General features: G+C 61.5%; 13 protein-coding genes. 8 read left to right on the top strand and 5 right to left on the bottom strand.

Annotated elements, in window-relative coordinates; translation table 11 throughout:
* Nucleotides 1–2: 2 nt before the first annotated feature.
* The 3 genes from IPM12_05765 to IPM12_05755 all read left to right on the top strand — a co-directional run bounded on the left by IPM12_05765 (nucleotide 3) and on the right by IPM12_05755 (nucleotide 5,728).
* Complete coding sequence (locus IPM12_05765) at nucleotides 3–2,840, top strand: hypothetical protein (protein MBK9147315.1); 2,838 nt, start codon at nucleotides 3–5, stop codon at nucleotides 2,838–2,840.
* Nucleotides 2,837–4,231, top strand: a complete 1,395-nt coding sequence (locus IPM12_05760) for a hypothetical protein (protein ID MBK9147314.1) — start codon at nucleotides 2,837–2,839, stop codon at nucleotides 4,229–4,231. The genes IPM12_05765 and IPM12_05760 overlap by 4 nt, the downstream gene beginning before the upstream one ends.
* Nucleotides 4,232–4,309: 78 nt before the next feature.
* Entirely contained in the window at nucleotides 4,310–5,728 is a 1,419-nt protein-coding gene (locus IPM12_05755; GenBank protein MBK9147313.1) for a hypothetical protein, read from the top strand.
* Here IPM12_05755 and IPM12_05750 read toward each other — a convergent pair.
* The 3 genes from IPM12_05750 to IPM12_05740 form a co-directional block, all read right to left on the bottom strand.
* Nucleotides 5,725–6,636, bottom strand: coding sequence for a phosphatase (locus IPM12_05750; protein ID MBK9147312.1), 912 nt, complete (start codon nucleotides 6,634–6,636; stop codon nucleotides 5,725–5,727). The two genes, IPM12_05755 and IPM12_05750, sit on opposite strands and share 4 nt — an antisense overlap.
* 74 nt (nucleotides 6,637–6,710) lie before the next feature.
* Nucleotides 6,711–8,042, bottom strand: coding sequence for an ABC transporter permease (locus tag IPM12_05745; protein ID MBK9147311.1), 1,332 nt, complete (start codon nucleotides 8,040–8,042; stop codon nucleotides 6,711–6,713).
* Nucleotides 8,043–8,114: 72 nt separating this feature from the next.
* The gene (locus IPM12_05740) at nucleotides 8,115–9,056 is read right to left on the bottom strand and encodes an ATP-binding cassette domain-containing protein (GenBank protein MBK9147310.1); all 942 of its coding nucleotides are present in this window, start codon (nucleotides 9,054–9,056) and stop codon (nucleotides 8,115–8,117) included.
* A gap of 128 nt (nucleotides 9,057–9,184) precedes the next feature.
* Between IPM12_05740 and IPM12_05735 the strand changes: the two genes are divergently transcribed.
* The 3 genes from IPM12_05735 to IPM12_05725 are packed head-to-tail and all read left to right on the top strand — an operon-like array spanning nucleotide 9,185 to nucleotide 11,725.
* Nucleotides 9,185–9,961 (top strand): ABC transporter permease, encoded by a 777-nt coding sequence (locus IPM12_05735; protein MBK9147309.1) that lies wholly within the window; start codon nucleotides 9,185–9,187, stop codon nucleotides 9,959–9,961.
* A gap of 40 nt (nucleotides 9,962–10,001) precedes the next feature.
* On the top strand, nucleotides 10,002–10,742 hold the full coding sequence (locus IPM12_05730; protein MBK9147308.1) for an ATP-binding cassette domain-containing protein: 741 nt from the start codon (nucleotides 10,002–10,004) through the stop codon (nucleotides 10,740–10,742).
* Complete coding sequence (locus IPM12_05725) at nucleotides 10,742–11,725, top strand: MCE family protein (protein ID MBK9147307.1); 984 nt, start codon at nucleotides 10,742–10,744, stop codon at nucleotides 11,723–11,725. The genes IPM12_05730 and IPM12_05725 overlap by 1 nt, the downstream gene beginning before the upstream one ends.
* Here IPM12_05725 and IPM12_05720 read toward each other — a convergent pair.
* Entirely contained in the window at nucleotides 11,722–12,123 is a 402-nt protein-coding gene (locus IPM12_05720) for a DUF393 domain-containing protein (protein MBK9147306.1), read from the bottom strand. The genes IPM12_05725 and IPM12_05720 overlap by 4 nt on opposite strands.
* A gap of 132 nt (nucleotides 12,124–12,255) precedes the next feature.
* Here IPM12_05720 and IPM12_05715 point away from each other — a divergent pair, with 132 nt between their 5' ends.
* The gene (locus IPM12_05715; GenBank protein MBK9147305.1) at nucleotides 12,256–12,624 is read left to right on the top strand and encodes a BlaI/MecI/CopY family transcriptional regulator; all 369 of its coding nucleotides are present in this window, start codon (nucleotides 12,256–12,258) and stop codon (nucleotides 12,622–12,624) included.
* Between the two features lies 1 nt (nucleotide 12,625).
* Nucleotides 12,626–13,759: a TonB family protein gene (locus IPM12_05710; protein ID MBK9147304.1), complete on the top strand. Its 1,134-nt coding sequence runs from the start codon at nucleotides 12,626–12,628 to the stop codon at nucleotides 13,757–13,759.
* 72 nt (nucleotides 13,760–13,831) lie between these two features.
* On the opposite strand, the gene IPM12_05705 is transcribed toward IPM12_05710, so the two are convergent.
* Nucleotides 13,832–23,218, bottom strand: a complete 9,387-nt coding sequence (locus IPM12_05705) for a T9SS type A sorting domain-containing protein (protein MBK9147303.1) — start codon at nucleotides 23,216–23,218, stop codon at nucleotides 13,832–13,834.
* Nucleotides 23,219–23,287: the final 69 nt, after the last annotated feature.

Below are 23,287 nucleotides of genomic sequence, written 5' to 3'. Positions count from 1 at the left end.
TCATGATTCCGATGCTCGCGGAATCATCCTTTGCGCAAGCATCCGCCAGTGAGCCCGGCGCACGCAGGGCGGCCAACACCAGCTTCGAGGAGAACAAGGGACAGGTGCGCACGCAGCACGGCGACCCATCGCCCGAGGTGCGCTACAGCCTCCAACAGGGGGGCACGACCATTTTCCTGTTGGGCAATGGCATCGCATACCAGTTCAATCGCGTGCATCACGCAGAGAGCTCCACAGGCCTGATGCGGAGCCCATTGGATCGCACGAGGATGGACGGATCGAATGACCATGCCCGGCTGGAGACCTATCGCATGGACATGGTGCTGGAGGGGGCGGCGGTCGCTCCCCATATCACCGCAGAGGGGCGGAGCAGCGACTACACCAACTACTACCAGCACGACGCACTCGGCGTTCACTGCTACTCGCGCATCGTTTACCACGACGTCTACCCCGGCATCGACCTGGTGTTCCATACCACGGAAAAAGGAATGAAGTACGACTTCATCGTGCATGCCGGTGCGGATCCCGCAGCAATCAGCATGCGATTCAAGGACCATGAGGAACTGCGGTTGGACAGCGACGGGCGCTTGATCCACGGCAACCGCATGGGGCGCTTCATCGAGGAGAGGCCGATGAGCTTCCAGGGCGGCGCAGAGATTCCCACGCGCTTCGCACTGAAGGGTGACCGGCTGAGCTTCACGATCGCCGAGTACGATAGGACACGGACGCTTGTGATCGACCCGCCACGGGTCTGGGGCACCTACTATGGAGGCCCGGATGAGGATCTCGGCAGCTCTTGCGCCGTGGGCCCCGATGGCAGCGTGTATCTCGCGGGACATGCGTTCTCGACTTCCGCCATAGCGAGCGGAGGCCACCAGAACACATTGGACTTCGGCCCCTCCGCCTTCCTGGTGAAATTCGCGCCGGATGGCACACGGATCTGGGGCACCTACTACTCGGGGAATTCCTACTCAGATTATCCTTCCTGCGCCGTGGATGCCAGTGGCAATGTCTACCTCGCAGGACGCACGGGCTCAACCTCCGGCATCGCCATCGGCGGGCATCAGAACATCAGCGGTGGCGACGACGATGCTTTCCTGGTGAAGTTCGACGCGGCAGGTGCGAGGCTGTGGGGCACGTACTACGGCGGAACAGGTCAGGACTTCGCCGACTGGGACCGCGCCTGCGCGGTTGATGCCAGTGGCAACGTCTACCTCAGAGGAGGCACGAACTCATCGTCGGCCATCGCCAGCGGCGGTCACCAGAATGCGCTGGGTGGCAGCTACGATGCCTTTCTCGTGAAATTCTCGCCAGACGGCGCACGACTGTGGGGCACCTACTACGGCGGGGCCGGGTATGACCGTGCTTGGTCTTGTGCCATTGACCCCGGCGGCAGCGTGTATATGTCGGGTGAGACCATGTCAACCTCGGGCATCGCCAGCGGTGGGCATCAGGGCCCTATCGGAGGCGGCACCGATGCGTTCCTGGTGAAACTGGCCCCGGACGGTACACGGATCTGGGGAACCTACTACGGAGGCGCAGCAACGGACGTAGGATGGTCCTGCGCCGTAGAAGGGTCCCCGAATGGGCACGTGTACCTCGCAGGCTGGACGACTTCGACGACCGGCATCGCGGCTGGAGGGTACCAGAACGCCTTGTCCGGGTCCGATGAGGATGCTTTCCTGGTGAAGTTCGATTCGGACGGTGGCCGGGTCTGGGGCACGTACTACGGTGGGCCGTCTTTGGACGGCGGCCTCTCTTGCGCGGTCGAGGAAGCGGTCGGCGGTGTTTACCTGGCAGGTCGGACCTATTCCGCGTCGGGCATCTCCAGCGGTGGCTACCAAATATCCCCCGGCGGCGGCGCGGACGCCTTCCTCGCGCGGTTCCATCCCGATGGAACCCGCAACTGGGCCACGTACTACGGCGGATCCGACCAAGATGGGGGCTACTCCTGCGCAACGGATCCGAACGGCCACGTGTACCTCGCCGGTACGGCACGTTCAAGCTCCGGCATTGCGAGCGATGGGCACCAGAATACCCTGGGCGGCCCTGCCGATGATGCATTCCTCGTGAAGCTCCATAGCTGGGGTTCGCTCGATGTGGAGATCGCTGCCCGTGTGCTCCTTGAGGGACCTTACTCAACGGTCACGGGCCTCATGGGTGATGCCTTGCGAGCAGCTTCCCTCCTGCCGACCACGGAGCCCTACACGGCCTTGGGCTACACCTATATGGGTTCGCCTGGAGCCGGCGGAACCGTGTCGGGAGACGTGTTCGCTTCCGTCGGAAACGATGCGATCGTGGACTGGGTGCTCGTCGAATTGCGCGGCACCTCGGGAGTGACCACATTGCGCCGGTGCGCGGCCATGGTCCAGCGCGATGGTGATGTCGTTGCGTTGGATGGATCGTCCCCTGTTCGCATACAGGCGAATCCAGGCAGCTATCGCGTCGCGATCAGGCACCGCAATCATTTGGGCGTGATGACCGGATCCGCTGTCGCATTGGGGTCAACGCCGCCGCTGATCGACTTCACGAGCACGTCCATGTCAACGTACGGCGGCGGCGCACAACGGACAATCGGATCGAAGAGGGTGTTATGGCCGGGCGAGACAACCGGCGATGGGGTGGTCAAGTACATCGGCGCTAACAACGACCGCGACCCCATCCTCGTGGCCATCGGCGGCAGCACACCCACGAACACGGTGAGCAACGTGTACAGCCCGCTGGATGTGAACATGGACGGGCAGATCAAGTACATCGGCGCGAACAACGATCGCGATGTGATCCTAACCACCATTGGCGGGAGCACACCGAATGCTGTGCGGGTGCAGCAGCTGCCATGAAACAGGCATTCATGCTTCTCGCCGCCGTGCTGGTCACTACGGCGCATGGCCAATGCGGCATGACCACGTATGTCGGCATAATACAAGGATGCCATTTCGCTCCCCAGGCGAACGTGAGCACGAATGGCGGCACACCGCCGTACACGATACAGGTGGAGAAGCGCAATGCGATAACGCTCGCATGGTCCAACGTCTTCACCGTGAGCAACGACGCTGACGGGTTCGTGGAGATGCCCGGTAGCCTACACGATTGGGACGACACCGACCGCGCCCGGGCCACGGTGACCGATGCCGTCAACTGCGTGGCCACTTGGACCGAGTCGTTCGGGACGTACGTGCATTTCAGCCCTGTGCCATCCGTTTCCATCGATTGCGTGGCGGGTACGAGCTCAATCAGCATCAACACCCAATTGTGCCCGAATGGCAACCTCTTCTCCTTGGACGGTGGCCCCTTGCAGAATTTCCTGTCGTACTGGTCGTCCACCAGTCCAGGAACCTATCGGTACAATGGCGTGCTTTCGCCCGGGACGCACTCCTTGGTCATGAGCGATACCTTCTGCTCCAGCGCTCCGGCATCACCCACCTACTGCTATGAGCCGACCTCGATCTCCTTCGCGCTGCCGGCAATCAGCGCCGGCGACTGCGGGGTGAACTTCAGGGTGCGGGCCGGACTTGATGGTGCATTGCCAACCGGCACGATCATGAATGACGCCTTGCGTACCGCCGGTCTCCTCCCAGCCACGGAGCCATACTCGGCCTTGGGCTACGCATACGTAGGACAAGCGCCTGGAGCCACCGTTTCACCGAGTCTGTTCGGTATAACGGGCAACGATGCAATCGTCGATTGGGTGGTCCTTGAATTACGGAGCGCATCCACCCCGACGACGGTGGTCCATTCCAAAGCCGCACTGCTGCAGCGCGATGGCGATGTGATGGACACCGATGGGGACGAGTACATCAACATGCCTGTGAGCCCGGGGAGCTATTACCTCGCCATCAGGCACCGCAACCACCTGGGCGTGATGACATCGAATTCAAGGGCGCTCACGCTCAACCCGACCAGCGCGATGGTCGACTTCTATGGTGCGAACTCAGGCTTCTGGGGCACTGCTCCGCGAGTGCAGCGCGGCACAGTCTGGTGCATGTGGACCGGTGATGCCAACAGCGACGGGACAGTGAAATACACTGGCCCCAACAACGACCGCGATCCCATCCTTGTGGCCATCGGCGGTAGCACGCCCACAAACGTGGTGAGTGGCGTTTACAGCACGCTGGATGTGAACATGGACGGGCAGATCAAGTACATCGGCGCGAACAACGATCGCGATCCAATCCTGACCACCGTGGGCGGGAGCACGCCGAATGCTGTGCGGGTGCAGCAATTGCCATAGGCGAATCGACACGGTCCCATCACGGGGCAACTGCGGATCGGCCGACCCGTCCTACTTTCACCGTACAACTCTGCGTGAATGCGAATAGCTGCCACCGCCCTTTTCCTGCTTGGCCCCGTAGCCCTCAGCGCGCAGTGCGACCTCTCGGCTTATGGCGGAATGCACGTAGAGTGCGGGGCCGGCCAGATCGCGGTCGGCTTCCAAACGGTTAGCATCTTCGGCGGGACGCCGCCTTTCACCGGCTGGTGGGAAATTGCAGGGCAGTATTACGGCGAGTTCAACGGAACGGCCACGACCGATTGGTACATCCCGGTTGGGACGCCTTCTCCAGATGGCCAGTACCTGTGCGGTCCCACCACGGTCCATGTAGAGGATGGTCTAGGCTGCACGACGACCTATACCAGCAGCGACTGCATCTACTGGATCGATCCCGCGAACCAATTCATTGTGGGTTCGGATACGTGGGATGTGCCCTCGGGCACCTCCACGCTCGTTCTCTTGGACAACCCCAGCGATCCTGGCAACGTGCTGAACGAGCCGGAAACGCAATTCTACCTTGAGCGGACGGACTTGGGCACGGTCGTTTCTTCAGGGACCTTGCAGGACATCCTTGCGCTCGCGCCTCCCCGGTTGGTGCTCCCGGGCCTTCCCCCAGGAGACTACACGCTGGTCCTGCTGCCCTCCAGCCAGTTCTATGGCTCCGTGTATTGCGAAGGGGCCGCAATCTCGTACACGATCACCGACCCTTCTCCCCAATTGGTGAGCCTGCGACCGGTCATGATGCTCGGCGGGGCGACAATCGCGGGCGGCTTGATGGGTGACCAGTTGCGAACGGCTGCGCTCCTGCCCCTCACGGAGCCATACACAGCGCTCGGCTTCGCGCACGTGGGCGGCGGCGGAGAAGCCACCACAGCGGCGGTCCTCAACGGCACGGGGCCGAATGCCATCGTGGACTGGGTGGTGGTGGAGCTGCGCAGCGCCACGGATCCGGCACAACGCCTGGCCACCCGTTGCGCGCTGCTGCAACGCGATGGTGATGTGGTGGGCACCGACGGCATGGCGCCCGTGACCTTCGCGGTGAGCCCTAGCAACTATCGGGTGAGCGTACGGCACCGCAACCATTTGGGCGTGATGACGGCCAGTGCCGTGGCGCTGAGCGCCGCGCCGGTGACCGTTGATCTCTCCACTGCATCAACTGCTGCGCAGGGTGGTGCTGACGCGCGCGTGAGCATCGGCTGGAGGCTTTGCCTGTGGCCTGGCGATGCGAGCCCCGATGGTACGGTAAGGTACGTGGGCAATGGCAACGACCGCGATCCCATACTCACAGCCATCGGCGGCAGCACGCCCACCAACACGGTCAGCAACGTGTACAGCCCGCTGGACGTGAATCTGGATGGCGTGATCAAGTACATCGGCGCGAACAACGATCGCGATGTGATCCTGACCACCATTGGCGGGAGCACGCCGAATAATGTGCGGGTGCAACAGCTGCCTTAGATCGTCATCACGGCAGCACCTTCCTTCAAAGCATATCGGCTCCACGCCATTTCGCGGATGCCGCCAGCCAGCAGCACGCGATCGATCTGGATCAGCGCGTAGGGGATGGTGTCCACGCGGTGCTCGGGAAGACCGTGCACTTGCAAGCGTTGAGCACGGTCCATGCGGAGCAGGCGGTCCTTAAGGGCATCGAACTCGAGCGCTGTGAAGCGGAGCGTGACTTCATCCGGCGCGAGCGCTTCACCGCGTTCCGCGCTGATGATGCGTGCCAGTGAATCAAAGCTGCCCGCGCTGCCCACGAGCACATGCGGCTCCTGCCGCTCAACCACGGCATAGAGCCCCTCCAGCTGATCGTCGAGGTGCGCAGCGATACGCGCTTCCTCCTCCACAGTGATGGGATCGCTGATGGGGATCCGCTCGCGCAAGCGCGTCACGCCCAGCTCGAAGCTTCGTTTCCACATGAGCGCCTTATCGGTAGCGAGGATGAACTCCGTGCTGCCGCCACCGATGTCCATCACCAAGGAAGGCAGCTTACCGAAGGCGACGGCTTGGCGCACGCCCGCCAGGATCAGATCCGCCTCCTGCTCGCCGGGGATGATGCGGATGGCGATGCCGAGCTCCTGTTTCGCCCTGCGCACGAAGTCCTCGCCGTTCCGCGCGTTGCGCAGCATGCTGGTGCCGAAGCCGTGGATGCTCGTAGCGCCGTGCTCCATCGCCGTCGCCTTGTGCGTCCGGAGCGCCTCCATGCCGCGCTCGTAGGCTTGATCGGTGATCCTGCCCTGCTCGATGCCGCCCTTGCCCAGGAACACCGGCAGCTCCACGCTGTGGAGGATGCGCAGGCCAGCTTCGCCCTGCTCATAGACCAGCAGATTGAAGGTGTTGGTGCCGAGGTCTACAATGGCCTTCATGGGTCATGGTCGACCCTGTGGGTCGACGCTACTGTCGCTCAACCTGCAACCGTCAACCTGCCTTCCATCAACCTTCAACCTTTGTACAACAACCACCTTCCCAACTCCTTCCAGCTCACTTTCTTGCCGTACATGAGGATGCCGGTGCGGTAGATGCGCCCCGCAAGCCACACGCTTCCGATGAAGGTGGCCACCAGCAGGGCCATGCTCAGCAGCAATTGCCACATCGGCACGGTGCCCATCACCACGCGCACCATCATCACGATCGGGGCGGTGAGCGGGATCATGCTTCCCCAGAGCACCGCAGGGCTCTCGCTGTTCACCACGGCGAGCTGCGCGATGAAGATGGCCACGATCATCGGGATGGTGACCGGGAACATGAACTGCTGGGTGTCCGTCTCGCTATCCACCGCGCTGCCGATGGCGGCGAGCAAGCTGGCATAGAGCAGGTAGCCGCCCACGAAGAAGAAGGCGAACACGGCGAGCACCAATGGGATGTTCACCTGCGCGATGAACTCCTCGACCTTATCGGCATCGACGGGTGCTGCGGCGGTTTGCGCCTGCGCAGCGATCAGCTGTTCCTGCACCTGGGTGGTCATGCCGCCCTCGGCCAGCACGGATGGATCGAATTTCGAACTGGCAAGCACGGCAAGGCCGATCACGAGCATCAGGGCGGTGATGCCGATCCAGAGCATGAACTGGGTGAAGCCCACCATGGCCACGCCCACGATCTTGCCCATCATGAGCTGAAAGGGGCGCACGCTGCTGATGAGCACCTCCACGATCCGGTTCTGCTTCTCCTCCATCACGCCGCGCATCACCTGCACGCCGTACATGAAGATGAAGATGAACATGAAGTAGCCGAAGAAGAAGCCGATCATGGCCTTCGCATCGGCCATCGATTCCTTGCCCAGGTCCTTCACGTCGAAGAGCTTCAGGTCGAGCGGCTTCCGCACGCGCGCGTAGGCCTCCCGGTCGATGCCCTCTTTCTGCAGCTTCGAGATCTCGAGGCTCTTCTCCAGCTCCGCGCGGATCCACTGCTTCGCGAACTCGCTCGGCTTGTTCTTGTAGATCAGATCGGCGCGCGGGTTCTCGGTGATGCTGCCCTCCAGCAGCCGAACCTGGATGTTGTACGGGCTCGCCTTGAAAGCACTGTCCGTCCAGACGGTTCCATCAAGGAAGAAGGTGAGCCGAAGCGCCTTGTTGTCCTCGAGCCTGCGGCTGATGAGGCCCTCTTGGTCCACCACGAGCACCTTGTAGTCCGTGGCCTCCTGCATGCCCACCCAAGCCATGGCCATGACCGCGCCTGCGATCAGCAGCGGCCCCAGGATCGTCATGATCAGGAAGCTGGGCTTGCGCACGCGGGTGATGAACTCGCGCCAGATGATGAGCCGGATCTTGTTCATCTGGGTAGTTGAGGGTTGTGCGGGTTGAGGTTTGTTGCTTCGCGGAGCCTCGCAATGACAGGTTGCTACAGCCTATTCAGTCATGCCTGGTGAGACTGTTTCCGGCGCCTTCTCGCTCACCACCTTGATGAAGATGTCGTGCATGCGCGGCACCTCCTCCTGCGCGCCATGGATCTCCACGGAAGGCAGGAGCTGCTTCAGCACGTCGTTCAACCGCGCATCCTTGGCCAGGCGAACGCGCGCGCGGCTGTATTCGCCATTCTCCTGTACATCGAGCAGCTCTCCGGTGAAGGCGAGGGCGTTGGCCAGGGCCACCTTGTTGCCCTTGTACTCGAGGCGGTAGGTGTTGTCGGCGTATTGCCGGCGGATCTCGCGCACGTTGCCGTGCAGCATCAGCTTCGCCTTGTCGATGAGGCCGATGTGGTCGCACAATTCCTCCACGCTGGGCATGCTGTGCGTGCTGAGCATCACCGTGACGCCCGCATCGCGCAGCCGCAGGATCTCGCTGCGGATCAGCTCCGCATTGATCGGGTCGAATCCGCTGAAAGGCTCGTCGAGGATGAGCAGCTTGGGCTCGTGCAGCACGGTGGTGATGAACTGCACCTTCTGCGCCATGCCCTTGCTGAGCTCCTCCACCTTCTTGTTCCACCAGCCCATCATCTCCCAGCGCTCGAACCATTGCTTCAGGCGCTTCTGCGCCTCCGCCTTCTTCAGGCCTTTGAGCTGCGCGAGGTAGAGGGCCTGCTCGCCCACCTTCATCTTCTTGTACAGGCCGCGCTCCTCGGGCAGGTAGCCGAGCTGGATCACATCGTCGGGGCCCATGGGCTGGCCGTTCAGCAGCACGCGGCCCTCATCCGGACCGGTGATGCGCGTGATGATGCGGATGAGCGTGGTCTTGCCTGCGCCGTTGGGGCCCAGCAGCCCGAACACCTGTCCGGCGGGCACCTCCATGGTGATGCCATCGAGCGCGGTGAAGGCGCCGAAGCGCTTGCTGACTTGTTCTACGCGGAGCATGAGCGGCGGCGAAGGTATCGGTGCATGGGCGCGATGGCGCGCCGCTGGAAGGGTTCCCGCTGCCGCTCGTGTAGTGGGGCATGATCAAACGCATGCCCGCGCGGGCACGGGCTGGATACCTTGCCCCCATGGTGAGTGGAACAGCCGCCAAGGTCACATCCGTGCTTCGTGATGTGGGCGAGCTAACGGCCTTCGCTGGCCGCTTCTTCCGGCAGGCTGCCCACAAGCGCTTCGAGTGGCGCGAGTTCTTCCGGCAGTGCTACATCAACGGCACGCTCACCCTGCCGCTGGTGGGCATCACCGCCTTCATCATGGGCCTGGTGCTCACGGTGCAGAGCCGACCCACGCTGGAGCGATTCGGGGCTGCGAGCATGCTTCCGGCCATGGTGGCCATCAGCGTGGTGCGCGAGATCGCTCCGGTGATCACCGCGATCATCGGAGCAGGCAAGATCGGCAGCAGCATGGGCGCCGAGTTGGGCAGCATGAAGGTGACCGAGCAGATCGATGCGATGGAGGTGAGCGGCACCAACCCGTTCCGCTACCTGGTGGTCACGCGGGTGTGGAGCACCACCTTGATGATTCCCGTGCTTGTGGTGATCAGCGATGCCATCGCCATCTGGGCCACCTGGGTCGGCGTGAACATCAAGGACGACGTGAGCTGGGGGCTGTTCTACCGCCAGGTCTTCGAGTCGCTCGAGTTCTCCGATTTCCTCCCCGCCCTCATCAAGAGCTATTTCTTCGGCTTTGCCATCGGCATCGTGGGCTGCTACCGGGGCTACAACACGGAGAAGGGCACCGAGGGCGTAGGGCAGGCCGCGCATTCAGCGGTGGTCACGGCTTCACTGCTCATCTTCATCATCGATCTGATGGCCGTGCAGATCACCGACATCCTTGGACTGAACTGAGATGGACGCGCCGGCAAGCCTGGAGCATGCAGCGATGGGGATGACCGACGAATGCGTGGTGGAGGTGCGCGGGCTGCGCAAGGCCTTCGGCAGCAACGTGGTCCTGGACGGATTCGATCTGGATCTTCGCCGAGGCGAGAACCTCATGGTGCTCGGCAAGAGCGGCAGCGGAAAGAGCGTGCTCATCAAGTGCATCATGCGGCTGCTGGAAGCCGATGCCGGCACGATCCGCGTGCTCGGTCAGGATGTGCTGGCACTGGACCAGGACGCCCTCGACCGCCTGCGCGTACGAATCGGATTCCTTTTCCAGAGCAGCGCGCTCTACGACAGCATGACGGTGGAGGAGAACCTCGAGTTCCCGCTGCGGCGCCATTGGATAGCGCGCAATCCCAAGCACACGGATGCGCTTGTCGATGAGGTGCTGGCTGCCGTCGGCCTTCCGCTTACGCGGCGCATGTACCCCAGTGAGCTCAGCGGCGGCATGAAGCGCCGCATCGGCCTGGCGCGCACGCTCATCCTGAAACCCGAGGTCGTGCTCTACGACGAGCCCACGACCGGACTGGACCCCATCACGGGCAAGGAGATCGTGGAGCTGATCCTCCAGCTGCAGCGCGCCTACAACACCTCGTCGATCATCATCTCGCACGACCTCAATGTGGCCAAGCTGGCCGCCAACCGCATCATCGTGCTGCACGAAGGCCGCAACCATGTGGAGGGGAGCTACGCCGATCTTCGCGCCTCCAACGACCCCGTGGTGCGCTCATTCTTCATCTTCATGTGATGGCCAAGGAAGGGAATGTCGCCGTGCGCCTGGGCCTCTTCGTGCTGGCCGGCACCGTGCTGCTCGTGCTCGGCCTGTATCTGTTGGGGAGCAAGCGCGGCCTCTTCAGCAGCACCATCACGGTAAGCGCTGAATTCCGGCAGGTGGGCGGATTGCGTCCCGGCAACAACGTGCGCTACGCGGGCATCAATGTGGGCACGGTGGAGCGCCTCACCATCATGAACGACAGCACGGTCCGGGTCGATGTCGCCCTGCGCGAGGACCAGGCGGCCCACATTCGCACGAATGCGATCGTGAGCATCGGCTCCGACGGCCTCATGGGGAACAAGCTCATGAACATCGAGCCCGGCGATGGCCCCGGTGAGCCCGTGACCGATGGCTCCATGCTGCACACGTCGATTCCGCTGGACACCGACGCCATGCTGGAGACGCTCGACCGCACCAACGACAACCTTGCCGCCATCACCACCGACCTGCGCCTGCTCGCCGAGCGGCTCAATCGTCCCGGAAGCGTGCTCGACCTCTTCAGCGACACGGCGCTCGCCGCGCAGTTGCGGGGCTCGCTCTCGGAATTGAATGCTACGGCCCAAGCGGCGCGCTCAGCCACCCAGCAGGCCAATGCCCTCATCGCCGACGTGCGCGACGGGAAGGGTGCACTGGGCACGCTCATCGGCGATCCGGTGGCCGAGCAGCAGGTGAAGGGCCTGCTCCAGCAGTTGCAGCTTCTCAGCGACTCGCTGTCAAGCGCTGCTGGCGAGGTGGAGCGCTTCAGCACCGGGCTCAATGATCCCAAAGGCCTCGCGCATGCCCTCACGCAGGACACCATCGTCGCCAGTGATGTGCGCCGCTCCCTCGCCAACCTGGAGCAGGGCAGCGAACTCCTCAACGAGAACCTGAAGGCGCTGCAGCGCAACTGGTTCTTCAGGCGCTATTTCAAGGAGAAGGAGAAAGACCTGAAGCGCGACGGACGTTCAAGGGACTAGGACATGAAGCGGCTTCGTTCCTCTGGATTGGGCAGCCTGCAAGCATCCCGCTTCCCGAACCAGCTGTAGCGATTGCGGGCCACCCAATCGTAGACCGCATCGCGCAGCGCGCGCGGGAACACGAACCAGATGCGGTGCACGCGCCGCCAACCGCCCAGGTCGATGAGGATCCGGAGCGCAGCGGTGGATCGGGTGAGCACCACGCCCTCGCGGAGATAGATCACGCTGCTCAGCGCATCGGCGAGGCCGGCCGGCAGGCGATCATGCGCGGTGCTGCCTTGCAGCGGGGCGAAGCGGAACATGCCGCCGCGGTCGATCCGAAGCAAGCGATCCACGAAGCGGTTGCACAGCCCGCAAACGCCGTCGAAGAAGATGATGCGGTCCTGGTCTGTGGTCATACCGGCCACAAGGTCCGAATGCCGACTGACCCGACGCCGTTCCTCCGCGAAAAGGCCCCGCTCCTTGAACGGCACGTCACTTTCAACTAAGAATCTCGCCATACAACTATATTCATAGTTATAATTGCCGCCATGGAGCGATTGACGAAGGCCGAAGAGCAGGTGATGCAGGTGCTTTGGAGGCTTGGGCCATCCTTCGTGAAGGATGTGGTGGCGGCCATGCCGAAGCCCCGCCCGGCTGTGACCACGGTGAGCACCATCGTGCGCATCCTGGAGGAGAAGGGCTATGTGGGCCATGAGGCCTTCGGCCGCAGCCACCGCTATCATGCCCTGCTGAACAAGGACTCGTATGGGCAGGGCAACGCCAAGCGCTTGCTGAAGGACTATTTCGGAGGATCTCCCCGCCAGCTGCTGAGCCACTTCATCGAGCGCGAAGAGCTGGACGCGCAAGAATTGGAGGAACTGCTGAAGCTCATCCAAGCCAAGAAGAAGAATCGCTGACATGGACGCCCTGATCTACTACCTGAAAGCGAACCTCGTGTTCGTCGCGCTCCTCGGCGCTTACCATCTGTTGCTGCGACGCGAGACCTGGTATGCCGCGCGCCGATTCTGGTTGCTTGCATCCGCCTTGCTTGCCATTGCGCTGCCCCTGCTGCCCTCCGGTCACCTGGCCGCAACAGCCATGACGATCCGCTTGCCGGAAATCAGCAACACCGGTTCATCGCTGCCCGGAGCGCATGGCACGGATTGGTTGCGCATCGCAGCGGTCGCGCACCTGGCACTGACCGCCTTGCTGCTCATCGTGCTGACCGCGCGCAGTGTCACCGCCTTCCGCGCTGTGGCGGCATCATCCGGCGAAGCGCGCTCATTCTTCAACCGGATCCACATCCCTGCTTCGGTCGTGGAGCAGGATCAAGCCGCGCTGCTGGCGCATGAGCGCGTGCATGCCTCACGCGGGCATTCTTTCGATGTGCTCCTCTATGAGGCAGCTTCCGCGTTCTTCTGGAGCAATCCGGCCTGGCGACTGGCTTTGCGTGAGCTGCGGCTGGTGCATGAGCTCGAGGCGGATGCCATTGCCCGGATGCGCCATCCCCACTACGAGGCCCTGCTGCTCGCCCAAGCATTCGGGGTGCCCACGGCCTCGCTCCTCAATTCGTTCGGATCAAACAACCTCAAACACCGCATGACCATGTTGAAGAACACCCGTTCCCCGCGCCTTGCGCGCCGCAAGCTCCTGCTCGGCATCCCGCTGCTCGCCTTCGCCGTGACGCTGTCTTCCTGGCAAGCCGCCCCGGCCATCATCGCCCCGGCATCCGAGGCGAAGACGTTTCCAGGAATCGACCAGCAACCGGAATTCCCCGGTGGACAAGAGGCCTTGATCAAGTACATCGGGGCGAATCTCACTTACCCTGCTTCCGCGAAGAGCGACCGCGTGGAAGGCAAGGTGTTCGTGGTGTTCACCGTGAAGTCCAACGGTCAGGTGGCCGATGCCTCCGTGAAGCGTGGCGTGCGCGAGGATATCGACAACGAGGCCCTCCGTGTGGTGCGGAGCATGCCCGCATGGAAGCCCGCTCAATCCGGCGGCAAGGCGGTGAGTGCGCAGATGACCCTGCCCATCGCGTTCAAGCTTGAATGAGTTGAGTCCTTCCGCAAATAGCTGGGGCCGGTTCGCAAGAACCGGCCCCAGCCATATTGTGTCACTGCGTCCTCAGCGCTGGATCACCAGTCGCTCGGTGTGGATCGCGCTTCCTGCAGCGATGCTCACCATGTACATGCCGCCGGCCAGTTCCCCGTTCAGGTCGATGGTGGTGTTCACGAGGCCGTCCTGCACGCCGATCGTGCGCTGGGCCACGCGCTTGCCGAAGCTGTCGTAGATATCCACGTTGATCGACTCAACACCCTCCTCCACGTTGCTCAGGCTCACGAAGAGCTGGTCGCCGTTGTTGGGGTTCGGGTACAGTCCCACGCTCCGCTCGGACTGACCGGCTGCGCTTGAAGAGCTCTCCTCAGCCATGCCGAAGCTGCATGTGGTGGTGAGCAGGCAGATGTCGCCGTAGGGGTCGCTGCTGTGGCACCAGGTAGCGCCATTGTCGAAGCTCGCGCGCACATCCACTTCGTAGGTCTTGCCGCAGGTGAGGCCGTTGGTGTTCACCCAGTACTGGCCAGTGGCGCTGGTCTTCACGATGGTGATGTTCTCCGATGGGATGCGGAAGCGGAACTGGTAGCGGTTCGCGTTCACCCAGTTGCAGTTGTTGTTCATGCGGCGCACCGGCTTGGCATGCACGTACACGTTGTTGCCGATGGCGCGGTTTTGTCCGCAGCTCAAGTATTGGTTGCCGGGCAGGTCCATGAGCTTGGTGCGGGGGCACTGGGCTCCAGCGCTGTTGAGCATAAAGCGGCAGGCAGGTCCCCAGGCGTTGTAATCGCCGTTCACGCGGCCGCGCACTTTCACGTTGTAGAACTGTCCTTCCTGCAGCTGGTTGCCGGCCCAGCCATTGATGCGGAAGTGGCAGGCACGGGTGTCGCTGGCGGGCAGTCCGTTGCTCGTGTTGTGGCTCTGGAAGCGCTTGAAGCTGTAACCGCCGTTGGGCGCGAACCACCACATCTGATAGCCGCTGTTGGCGTTGTTCACGCCGTACTCATTGCTCACGTCCTGATTGCCATTGGCCACTACGTATTCACCGCCACAGGGGCTGGTCTTCCAATCGCGCTTGTCGCAGCTGGTGAAAATCAGCCGGTCGGTGCCCACGGGCAGGCAGAAGCCCTCGTTGCCATCGATCTGGCTGTTGGCCCCGCTAGTGAATCCGCCTTCGCCGAAGATTCCGTACTGGTTATCGATGAGGCGCACGCTGCTGTTGATCCTCAGCAGGTAGCCGCCGTTCACGATGCCGTCCCCGCCGCTGTCGGATACCACGAGGTAGAAGCAGCCGTCGGGCAGGCAGGTGGCTTCGGAGCCGTTTCCGATCAAGGCGCCGCCGCCGCTCTGCATGGGATTGTTGGTGCCCTGCTCGAACAACTGCCAGTACAGATCATCAATGCCATCGGCCTGGTACACGAAGTCGAGGTCGGTGGTGCACGTGATGCCTGTCGGCGTTCCAGCGCAGGCGCAATCCGATCCTACCACATCATTCTCGGTGCTTGAGTTGTTGTCGTTGCATGCTGTGCCGGGCTCGGGCCCGCCGGGGCAGAGGTCACTGGCGTCGCACGTGCCGTCCTGGTCCGCATCAGCGAAGGTTCCTGCGCAGAGGCAGTTCGCATCGAAGACATCACCGGTGGTGCAGGGGTTGTTGTCGTTGCATGTGGTGCCGGGGATCGCAGGGCCGCCCGGAACGCCGTTGCAATCATTGCCCAGCAACGTGCCGGCGCACACGCAGTTCTCCTGAATGATGTCGTTGATCGTTGCGCCGTTGTTGTCGTTGCAGGTGGTGCCGGGTTCGGGTCCGCCGGGGCAGAGGTCGTTGGCGTCGCAGGTGCCATCCGCATCGGCATCAGCGAAGGTTCCTGCACACAGGCAGTTCGTACCGATTACATCACCGGTGGTGCAATCGTTGTTGTCGTTGCAGGTGGTTCCGGGTTCAGGACCGCCGGGGCAGATGTCGTTGGCATCGCAAGTACCATCGTTGTCCGTATCCTCGAACGGATGGGTCACCGATCCGTTCACGCAGATATCCGCTGTGCAGGGATCGCCATCGTCCACCGTCACCTGTGTGCATGAGCAGCCGTCGGTATTCACACCTTCACCTGTTGGTGTGCTGGCGCAATCGTCGTTCGCGTCGCACACGCCATCGGCATCCGCATCAGCGATCACCCCGGCGCAGTTGCAGTTCGCATCGAGCACATCGCCTGTCGTGCAGGCATTGTTGTCGTTGCATGCTGTACCTGGAAGCGCAGGTCCGCCGGGCACACCGTTGCAATCATTGGCCAGCAAGGTGCCGGCGCATACGCAGTTCGCCAGGATGATGTCGTTGGTCGTCGCACCATTGTTGTCGTCGCAAGGCGTACCGGGCTCGGGTCCAGCAGCACAGAGATCGAAGGCGTTGCAGGTGCCGTCCCCATCATCATCGTAGCAATGGATACGGTAGCTCACACCGCAAGTGCCGTCCTTCACGATCAAGCGGTAGATGGAACCCGCTGCGAGCGATGGAATTGTGAACGTCGTCGTTACTGGTGTGGAGGAACCTCCGACAGGTACTGTGAACGAACCGAATAGCGTGCCCGGATTGTTGCGGACCTCCAAGGGCATTGAACCTGCGCCGGCACCCACATGCTCAGCACTGATGGTCACAGACCACGGTCCGCCTGGATGTGTGAACGCGTAGTAATCATCGTCGGTGGTATTGTAGAAGGCGATGTGACCCTGTTGTTCCCCCGCATTCAGGTCCATGGGGGTGCCGGGACTGCTGTTGTTGGGCTCGGGGTCATTGGCATAAACAGGCGGTGTAACGGTCCAACTAACGCGGTACGAGGCACCGCAGACGTTGCTGGCCAGGTTCAAGTAGTAGGGAACCGCCATGCCGCGGCAACTCAAGCTGAACGAAGTGCTCGCGGGGGTCGAACTGGCTCCCACCGCAGCGTCCCATGTCGCCAGTGTGGTTCCCGTGCTCACCGATATGCGTGCGCCAACGGTCTCCGTCGTGGAGGCGCCAGAGTGCTCCGCTTCGATCGTCACGTTCAATACACCATCGGTCGGCAGGTTGATGCGGTAATAGTCGTTGTTCTCCCCGCCGCCGAAATTGATCTGCCCTGTCATCGGAGTGGCCACGGGCAGTACGATCGCCTGGCCCGTGGATCCGTTCGGCTCCACATCGTTCGCAAAGACCGGCGCGGCCATGGTGTACTTCCAGCGGTAGCTGGTACCGCAAGCGTGTGAGATAATGCGCACGTCGTAGTCCGTGGTGGATGTGCGGCAGGGGATGCTGAACGTACTGGTGACGGGAACACCGTTCGCGCCCACAGGGATGGTCCAGAATTGAATGGTGATGCCAGCCGATGTGTAAAGGCGCAACTCCATGGAGTCCGCAACGGCGCCTGCATGTTCGGCTTGTACCTCGAAGATCATCACCCCGTTCGTGGGAGGAACGATGTTGTACAGATCATGGTCGGTCTGGGAATCGAACTCGACGTGGCCATTTTGATACGTGTCATGCGCCACTGGCGAGCCGACGCCTCCGGGTGTTTGGTTGTTCGGTTCCGCATCGCTTGGAAATACCGGTGCGGTCATCGTGTACTTCCATCTGTAGCTGGCACCGCATGTCGCGGAGGAGAGGCGTACGTCATAATCCGTGGTGAACCCACGGCAGTTGATGCTGAACGTGCTGGTGTCCGGCACACCGTTCGCACCGACCGGAATGGTCCAGACCTGTATGGTGATCCCGACCGTGTTGATGAGTCGAACCTCCATCGAGCCTTCCACTTGACCAACATGTTCGGCCAGTACCTCGAAGGTCATCACCCCATTGATCGGTGGAACGATGTTATAGGTGTCGTAAGGACCCAGGTTGTAGAACTCAAGATGACCCTCGGCGTACGTGTCATGGGCCAGGCCTCCTCCGTCGTTGGCCTCCACGTCGTTCGCAAAGACAGGTGGTGTCACCGTGTAGCTGATCCGGTAGGATGTGCCGCAGATGCTGGAGCTTACGCTCAAATAATAGGGGAGTGTGTTTCCCAGGCATGTCTTGCTGAGCACCGTACTGAGCGGAATGGAACCGGCACCTATCGGTGCAGTCCAGGTCTGCAACACAGTGCCCGTGCTGATGAACAGCTGTACCGTGACGAGCGCGTTGGTCTGTACATCCGCATGCTCGGCCTCAAGGGTCACGTTCAAGACCCCGTCGCCAGAGAGGTTCGCCCGATAGACATCGAAATTGTCGCTTCCGAAATTCAATTGTCCTTGCGCGGTCTGTGTTTCGGGCAGCACGAAGGCCTGGCTGGTGCTGTTGTTCGGCTCGGTATCGTTGGTGAAGACGGCGGGCGTAAGTGTGTACTTGAGCTTGTATGATGCGCCGCATACGGACGATGCCAGGCGCAGATCATAGCTTGTACCGCCGTTAAGGCATGTGCGACTGAACGTGGTGGTATCAGGTACGCCATTGGCACCCACTGGGAAAGTCCAGGTCTGCAGCGTGGTGCCAGCGGTGTTCAAGAGAAGTACGGTGATGGTCCCCGGAACAGCACCCGTATGCTCGGCCTGCAGCTCCACGTTCACCATGCCATTGAAGTCAGGCATGATGCGGTAATAGTCGTACGTGCTTTCCGTATCGAAAGCAAGATGCCCTTCGGTGTAGGTGTTATGTGCGAGCGCCGTGCCCGGTGTGGTGTTGTTCGGTTCCACATCCTCCGCAAAGAGCGGCGGCGTCATCGTGTACTTCCAACGGTAGGAAACTCCGCAGCTCACATCGCGGAAACGCAGGTCGTAGTCGGTGATGTGGCTGCGGCAGGGCACGCTCACTGCTGTAGTGACCGGAACGCCGTTCGCGCCCACGACCATGGTCCATGCCTGGATGCTGATCCCGGCCGTTGTGAACAATTCCACCTGCATGGTTCCCGGACTTGCACTGGTATGCTCCGCCTGCACCTCGATGTGCATCACGCCATTGGTAGCTGGAACAAGGTTGTAGATATCGTCGTCGATCTGGTTGTCGAAGCCGATCTGGCCCTCGTACCAAGTGCTGTCCGCTTCTGTGCTGCCACCATAGGTTTCGTTCGGTTCCGCATCGATGGCGAAGAGCGGTGCGGTCATGGTGTACTTCCAGCGGTACGAAACACCGCAGGTCACATCCGAAAAGCGCAGATCATAGTCCGTGGTGAAACTGCGGCAAGGGACGCTCACCGTGGTGCTCACGGGAATACCGTTCGCACCGGCCACCATGGTCCATGACTGGATGGTGATACCCGCAGTGGTGAGCAACTCGACGTTGAACGTACCGGGGCTTGCGCCAGTGTGCTCCGCCTCCACCTCGATGTTCAACACACCATTGTGGGCAGGAACAAGGTTGTAGATATCGTCGTCAGTTTGGTTGTCGAAGCCGAGCTGGCCCTCGTACCAGGTGCTGTCCGCTTCGGTGCTGCCGCCGTAGGTCTGGTTCGGTTCCAGATCGTTGGCGAAGAACGGAGCGGTCATCGTGTACTTCCAGCGGTACGAAACACCGCAGGTCACATCCCGGAAGCGCAGGTCATAGTCGGTCGTGCTGCTGCGGCAGGGCACGCTCACCACGGTGGTCACAGGAACGCCGCTCGCACCGGCCACCACGGTCCATGACTGGATGCTGATGCCCGCAGAGGTGTACAGTTCCACCTCCATCGTTCCGGGGCTGGCACCGGCGTGCTCCGCCTGTATTTCAACGTTCATCACGCCATTGAAGGGCGGAACGAGGTTGTAGTAATCATCGTCGGTCTGGTTGTCGAAGCCGATCTGGCCTTCGTACCAGGTGTCGTGTGCTTCCGTACTTCCTCCTCCGCCGTTGTTCGGCTCCAGATCATTGGCGAAGAACGGTGCGGTCATCGTGTACTTCCAGCGGTAGGAAACACCGCAGGTCGTGGTAGCGAAGCGCAGGTCATAGTCGGTTGTGGAGCTTCGGCAGAGAATGCTCACGGTCGTTGTCGTGGCCGTGCTGTTCGCACCCACCGGCACGCTCCAGGTCTGAATGGTGATGCCGGCCGTCGTATACAGCACCATATCGATGGTCGCCGGGCTTGCACCCACATGCTCGGCCTGTACCTCGATGGTCATGACACCGTTGTGAGGGGGCACGATGTTGTAGTAGTCGTAGGTGCTTTCCCCATCGAATTGGAGATTGCCGTCCATGTAAGTATCATGTGCAGCCGTGGTGCCCGGCGTTCCGTTGTTCGGTTCTACATCGCCCGCGAAGAGCGGTGGTGTTACAGTGTACTTGAAACGGTACGACGTTCCGCAGACCGCTGAGTTGATACGGATGTGATAATTGCTCACCGTGCTCCTGCAGGTGATGCTCACCGTGCTGCTCACGGGTACACTGTTCGCGCCAACGGCAACGGGCCAGGTCTGCAACACGGTACCGCCGCTGGAGAGCAAGGCGACGGTCATGGTGCCCGGTGCAGCGCCCGAATGTTCGGCCTGCACGTCGATGTTCAGAATACCGTTGGTCGGCAGCAGGATGCGGTAGTAGTCGTAGGTGCTTTCGCCGTCGAAATTGTTCCGGCCATCCTGGTCGGTGTTGTAGGCCAGTTGTGTAGCACTGACGCCGAGCCCATCATTGGGCTCGGGATCGTTCGCGAAGACGGGTGGCAGCATGGTGTAAGAGAACGCGTAGTTCGTGCAATGCACGGTACTCGGGTTGTCCACTGCGATCCGGTAGGATGCTATTCCGCGGCATGGGAGCTCGAACGCTCCGGGCACCGGTACGTTGTTCGCACCGGCTGGCAGGATGAAGGTGCCCAGTGTGGTTCCTGCGGAGTTGAGCACCCGGAAAGTCACGTTGAGCGGTGCAGGACCGGTGTTGGACAAGCAAGCCTCCACGCGCAACACGCCTTGCGTGGTGGTGGTAAAGCTGTAATGATCAACGGTATTGTCTGGAAGCGAACACGGGCCTGTGATTCCGCTCAACGGCGTGTCGTAGGCAATGGCATTCGCGGTAGCAGCGGTGTTGTTGAGCTCGCTCTCAACAACATCAGCGCAGGTGCAATTCGTTGTGCGGTCGTTGATGGTGAGGTTCGTGCCGTTGTCCGTTCCCTCCACGATCGGGTTGCTGCCAACCACCCGGATGCGATAACCCGACCCAGGCGTAGTGCCGAGCGGAACGCTCGCGCTGATGGTGCCACTCCCCGTGCCGCTCAGGCTGCCGATGTCAACCGGACTTGCGAAGCTGCCTGACGCATCGGACAGTTCGGCAGTGAATGTGTTGCCGCCGTTGAATGCTCCCGATACAGTGAACGGCACGCTCACTGCCTGGCCAGTGCAGATCGGACCATTGATAACACTGGTGGCGATCGAGCGATCCTCGAACTTGACGAGGAAGGCGTCGTGGTCCCCACCGAACGTGTTCTGGAACCCATTTGCTGAAATGTTCATGGTGGAGGTGCTGATACCGGCCAGGAGCACGTTGCCACTGAGGTCTACAGTACATCGGCCACTGACGAACCAAGTTGGTTCCCAGAACCCACCCTCGAACCCAGTCCCGCCGTAATAAGTCCCCCATGCACGATCACCGTTCGCGCCAAGTTTCACAAGGAAGGCATCCGAAGCGCCGCCGCCGTAGGTGTTCTGGTGTCCATTGATGGCAATACCAGAGGTAGAGGATGTGAAGCCGGTCAGGTACGAACTCCCGGCAGCGTCAACTGCGCAGGAATAGGCGAAGTCCTCGTCGCTTCCACCGTAATAACTACCCCATATGCGCGTACCGCTCGTGTTGAACTTTGCGATGAAGGCATCACTGGTTCCTCCTCCGTAAATGTTTTGGTGTCCCCCGTTGGCGATATTGGTAGTGGATGAGGTCGAACCGGCCAGGCAGACATCGCCATCCGTGCCCACCGCGCACTGCCACGCCTGGTCACCGCCAGTGCCGCCATAATAAGTGCCCCATATACGGGAGCCGCTGCCTGTGAATTTGACCAGAAAGGCATCGTATGATCCGCCGAGCGTATTCTGGTGGCCACTGCTGGCAATGGAACTCGTTGAACCTGTACTGCCGGACAGGAAAACGCTTCCGCTGGCATCCACTGTGCACGAATAGCCAGCATCACCAGCGTTCCCACCGTAATATGTACCCCATAGACGTGTTCCGGTGGGGTTGAATTTGGCAAGGAATGCATCATCCATTCCGCCGCCATACGCATCTTGGTGCCCACCGGAAGCCATCGCAGAGGTTGAGGACGTTTGGCCGCACAAGTACACGTTCCCAACAGCGTCCACTTCGCAATGCAGGCCGCGGTCATGTCCGGTGCCACCATAGTAGGTGGCCCAAAGCCGGACGCCAGCAGCATTGAATTTGGCCAGAAAGGCATCTTGATCACCGCCGATTGCGTTCTGGTGTCCTCCGCTCGCAATGGCCGAAGAGGAGTATGACTCACCGGCAAGAAATACGTTTCCGTTCGCGTCCACAGCGCATTGGAAGCCCCCTTCGCCCTCAGGCCCACCATAGTAAGTCCCCCAGAGCCGGGTACCAGTAGCGGTGAACTTGACCAGAAAGGCGTCCCTGAAATCGCCATAGGTGTTCTGGTGTCCGCCCGCGGCGATGCCATTGCTGGATTCCGCTGATCCGGCCATGTACACATTCCCACTGGCATCCGTGGTGCAAGACCAACCAAAGTCCACGCCCTCCCCACCGTAGTATGTGGCCCACAGACGCGCCGGGTCTATGGTCAGCGTTCGGCTGCGATCATAGTTCTCCAACGCAAAGCGAAGCGCATTGCCTTCCAAGACAAAGCTCGTTGCAACCTCATTTCCATCTTGGAAACTCACCGGCCGCTCTTCGGTGAACCGCCCCATGCGGTTGCCATGGATCAAGTTGCCCTCGGCGTCCAGGGATAGTTCTTCATGGTGAATGAAGCGCATGCGGATGTGATCGGGATCCGCACCGGGCTGCACTACGAAGTCGTACTTCATTCCCTTCTCTGTGGTGTACACCACCCAGTCGATGCCGGGATAGATCTCGTGATAGGTCACCTTTGTGTAGATGTGCACATCCAGCGCCTCATGGTTGTAGTACTGGGTGTAGTCATCGCTCCGCCCTTCCGTGGTGATGCGTGAGTTGGGGTCTGCGCCCTCCAGTACCATGTCCATGCGATAGGTCTCAAGCCTGAGGTCCCCGCCCATTTGCTTTGCCCCCGCACGATCGGGACGCGCATGAGGAGCTGCCTCCTGGCTGCGCTGTGGATGGTGCAGTCGGCTGAACTGGTAGGCGATGCCGTTGTCAAGGAGGAACAGTTGCGTGTTGCCTTGGCTCAATCGATAACGGACATGTGGCGCAGGCTCACCTTCCACAGTGCACACCTGGCCCTTGTTCTCTTCGAAGCCAACGGAGGCGCCTGAGAGGTTCTCCAGCATGGCCGGAGTTGGCGGTGTGCCTGCTATGGCGGCGATGCTCACTACGAGGCCAGCGAAAAGGGTAGGGGTTCTCATGGGAAAGGGCTTGGGCGGTTGGTTGGCGGTGGGGGTCATCTCCATATCGGGGTGCCTGCACAGATGTGA

It is taken from the genome of Flavobacteriales bacterium (assembly GCA_016716605.1).
Lineage (GTDB): Bacteria > Bacteroidota > Bacteroidia > Flavobacteriales_F > PHOS-HE28 > PHOS-HE28.
The sequence above is the reverse complement of the archived record's forward strand: the minus strand, read 5'-3'. Positions and strand labels throughout refer to the sequence as shown.

Excerpts from the sequence above, each read along its gene's own strand:
- IPM12_05765 (MBK9147315.1), top strand. The coding sequence starts at position 3 with ATGATTCCGATGCTCGCGGAATCATCCTTTGCGCAAGCATCCGCCAGT.
- IPM12_05760 (MBK9147314.1), top strand. The coding sequence starts at position 2,837 with ATGAAACAGGCATTCATGCTTCTCGCCGCCGTGCTGGTCACTACGGCG.
- IPM12_05755 (MBK9147313.1), top strand. The coding sequence starts at position 4,310 with ATGCGAATAGCTGCCACCGCCCTTTTCCTGCTTGGCCCCGTAGCCCTC.
- IPM12_05750 (MBK9147312.1), bottom strand. The coding sequence starts at position 6,636 with ATGAAGGCCATTGTAGACCTCGGCACCAACACCTTCAATCTGCTGGTC.
- IPM12_05745 (MBK9147311.1), bottom strand. The coding sequence starts at position 8,042 with ATGAACAAGATCCGGCTCATCATCTGGCGCGAGTTCATCACCCGCGTG.
- IPM12_05740 (MBK9147310.1), bottom strand. The coding sequence starts at position 9,056 with ATGCTCCGCGTAGAACAAGTCAGCAAGCGCTTCGGCGCCTTCACCGCG.
- IPM12_05735 (MBK9147309.1), top strand. The coding sequence starts at position 9,185 with ATGGTGAGTGGAACAGCCGCCAAGGTCACATCCGTGCTTCGTGATGTG.
- IPM12_05730 (MBK9147308.1), top strand. The coding sequence starts at position 10,002 with ATGACCGACGAATGCGTGGTGGAGGTGCGCGGGCTGCGCAAGGCCTTC.
- IPM12_05725 (MBK9147307.1), top strand. The coding sequence starts at position 10,742 with ATGGCCAAGGAAGGGAATGTCGCCGTGCGCCTGGGCCTCTTCGTGCTG.
- IPM12_05720 (MBK9147306.1), bottom strand. The coding sequence starts at position 12,123 with ATGACCACAGACCAGGACCGCATCATCTTCTTCGACGGCGTTTGCGGG.
- IPM12_05715 (MBK9147305.1), top strand. The coding sequence starts at position 12,256 with ATGGAGCGATTGACGAAGGCCGAAGAGCAGGTGATGCAGGTGCTTTGG.
- IPM12_05710 (MBK9147304.1), top strand. The coding sequence starts at position 12,626 with ATGGACGCCCTGATCTACTACCTGAAAGCGAACCTCGTGTTCGTCGCG.
- IPM12_05705 (MBK9147303.1), bottom strand. The coding sequence starts at position 23,218 with ATGAGAACCCCTACCCTTTTCGCTGGCCTCGTAGTGAGCATCGCCGCC.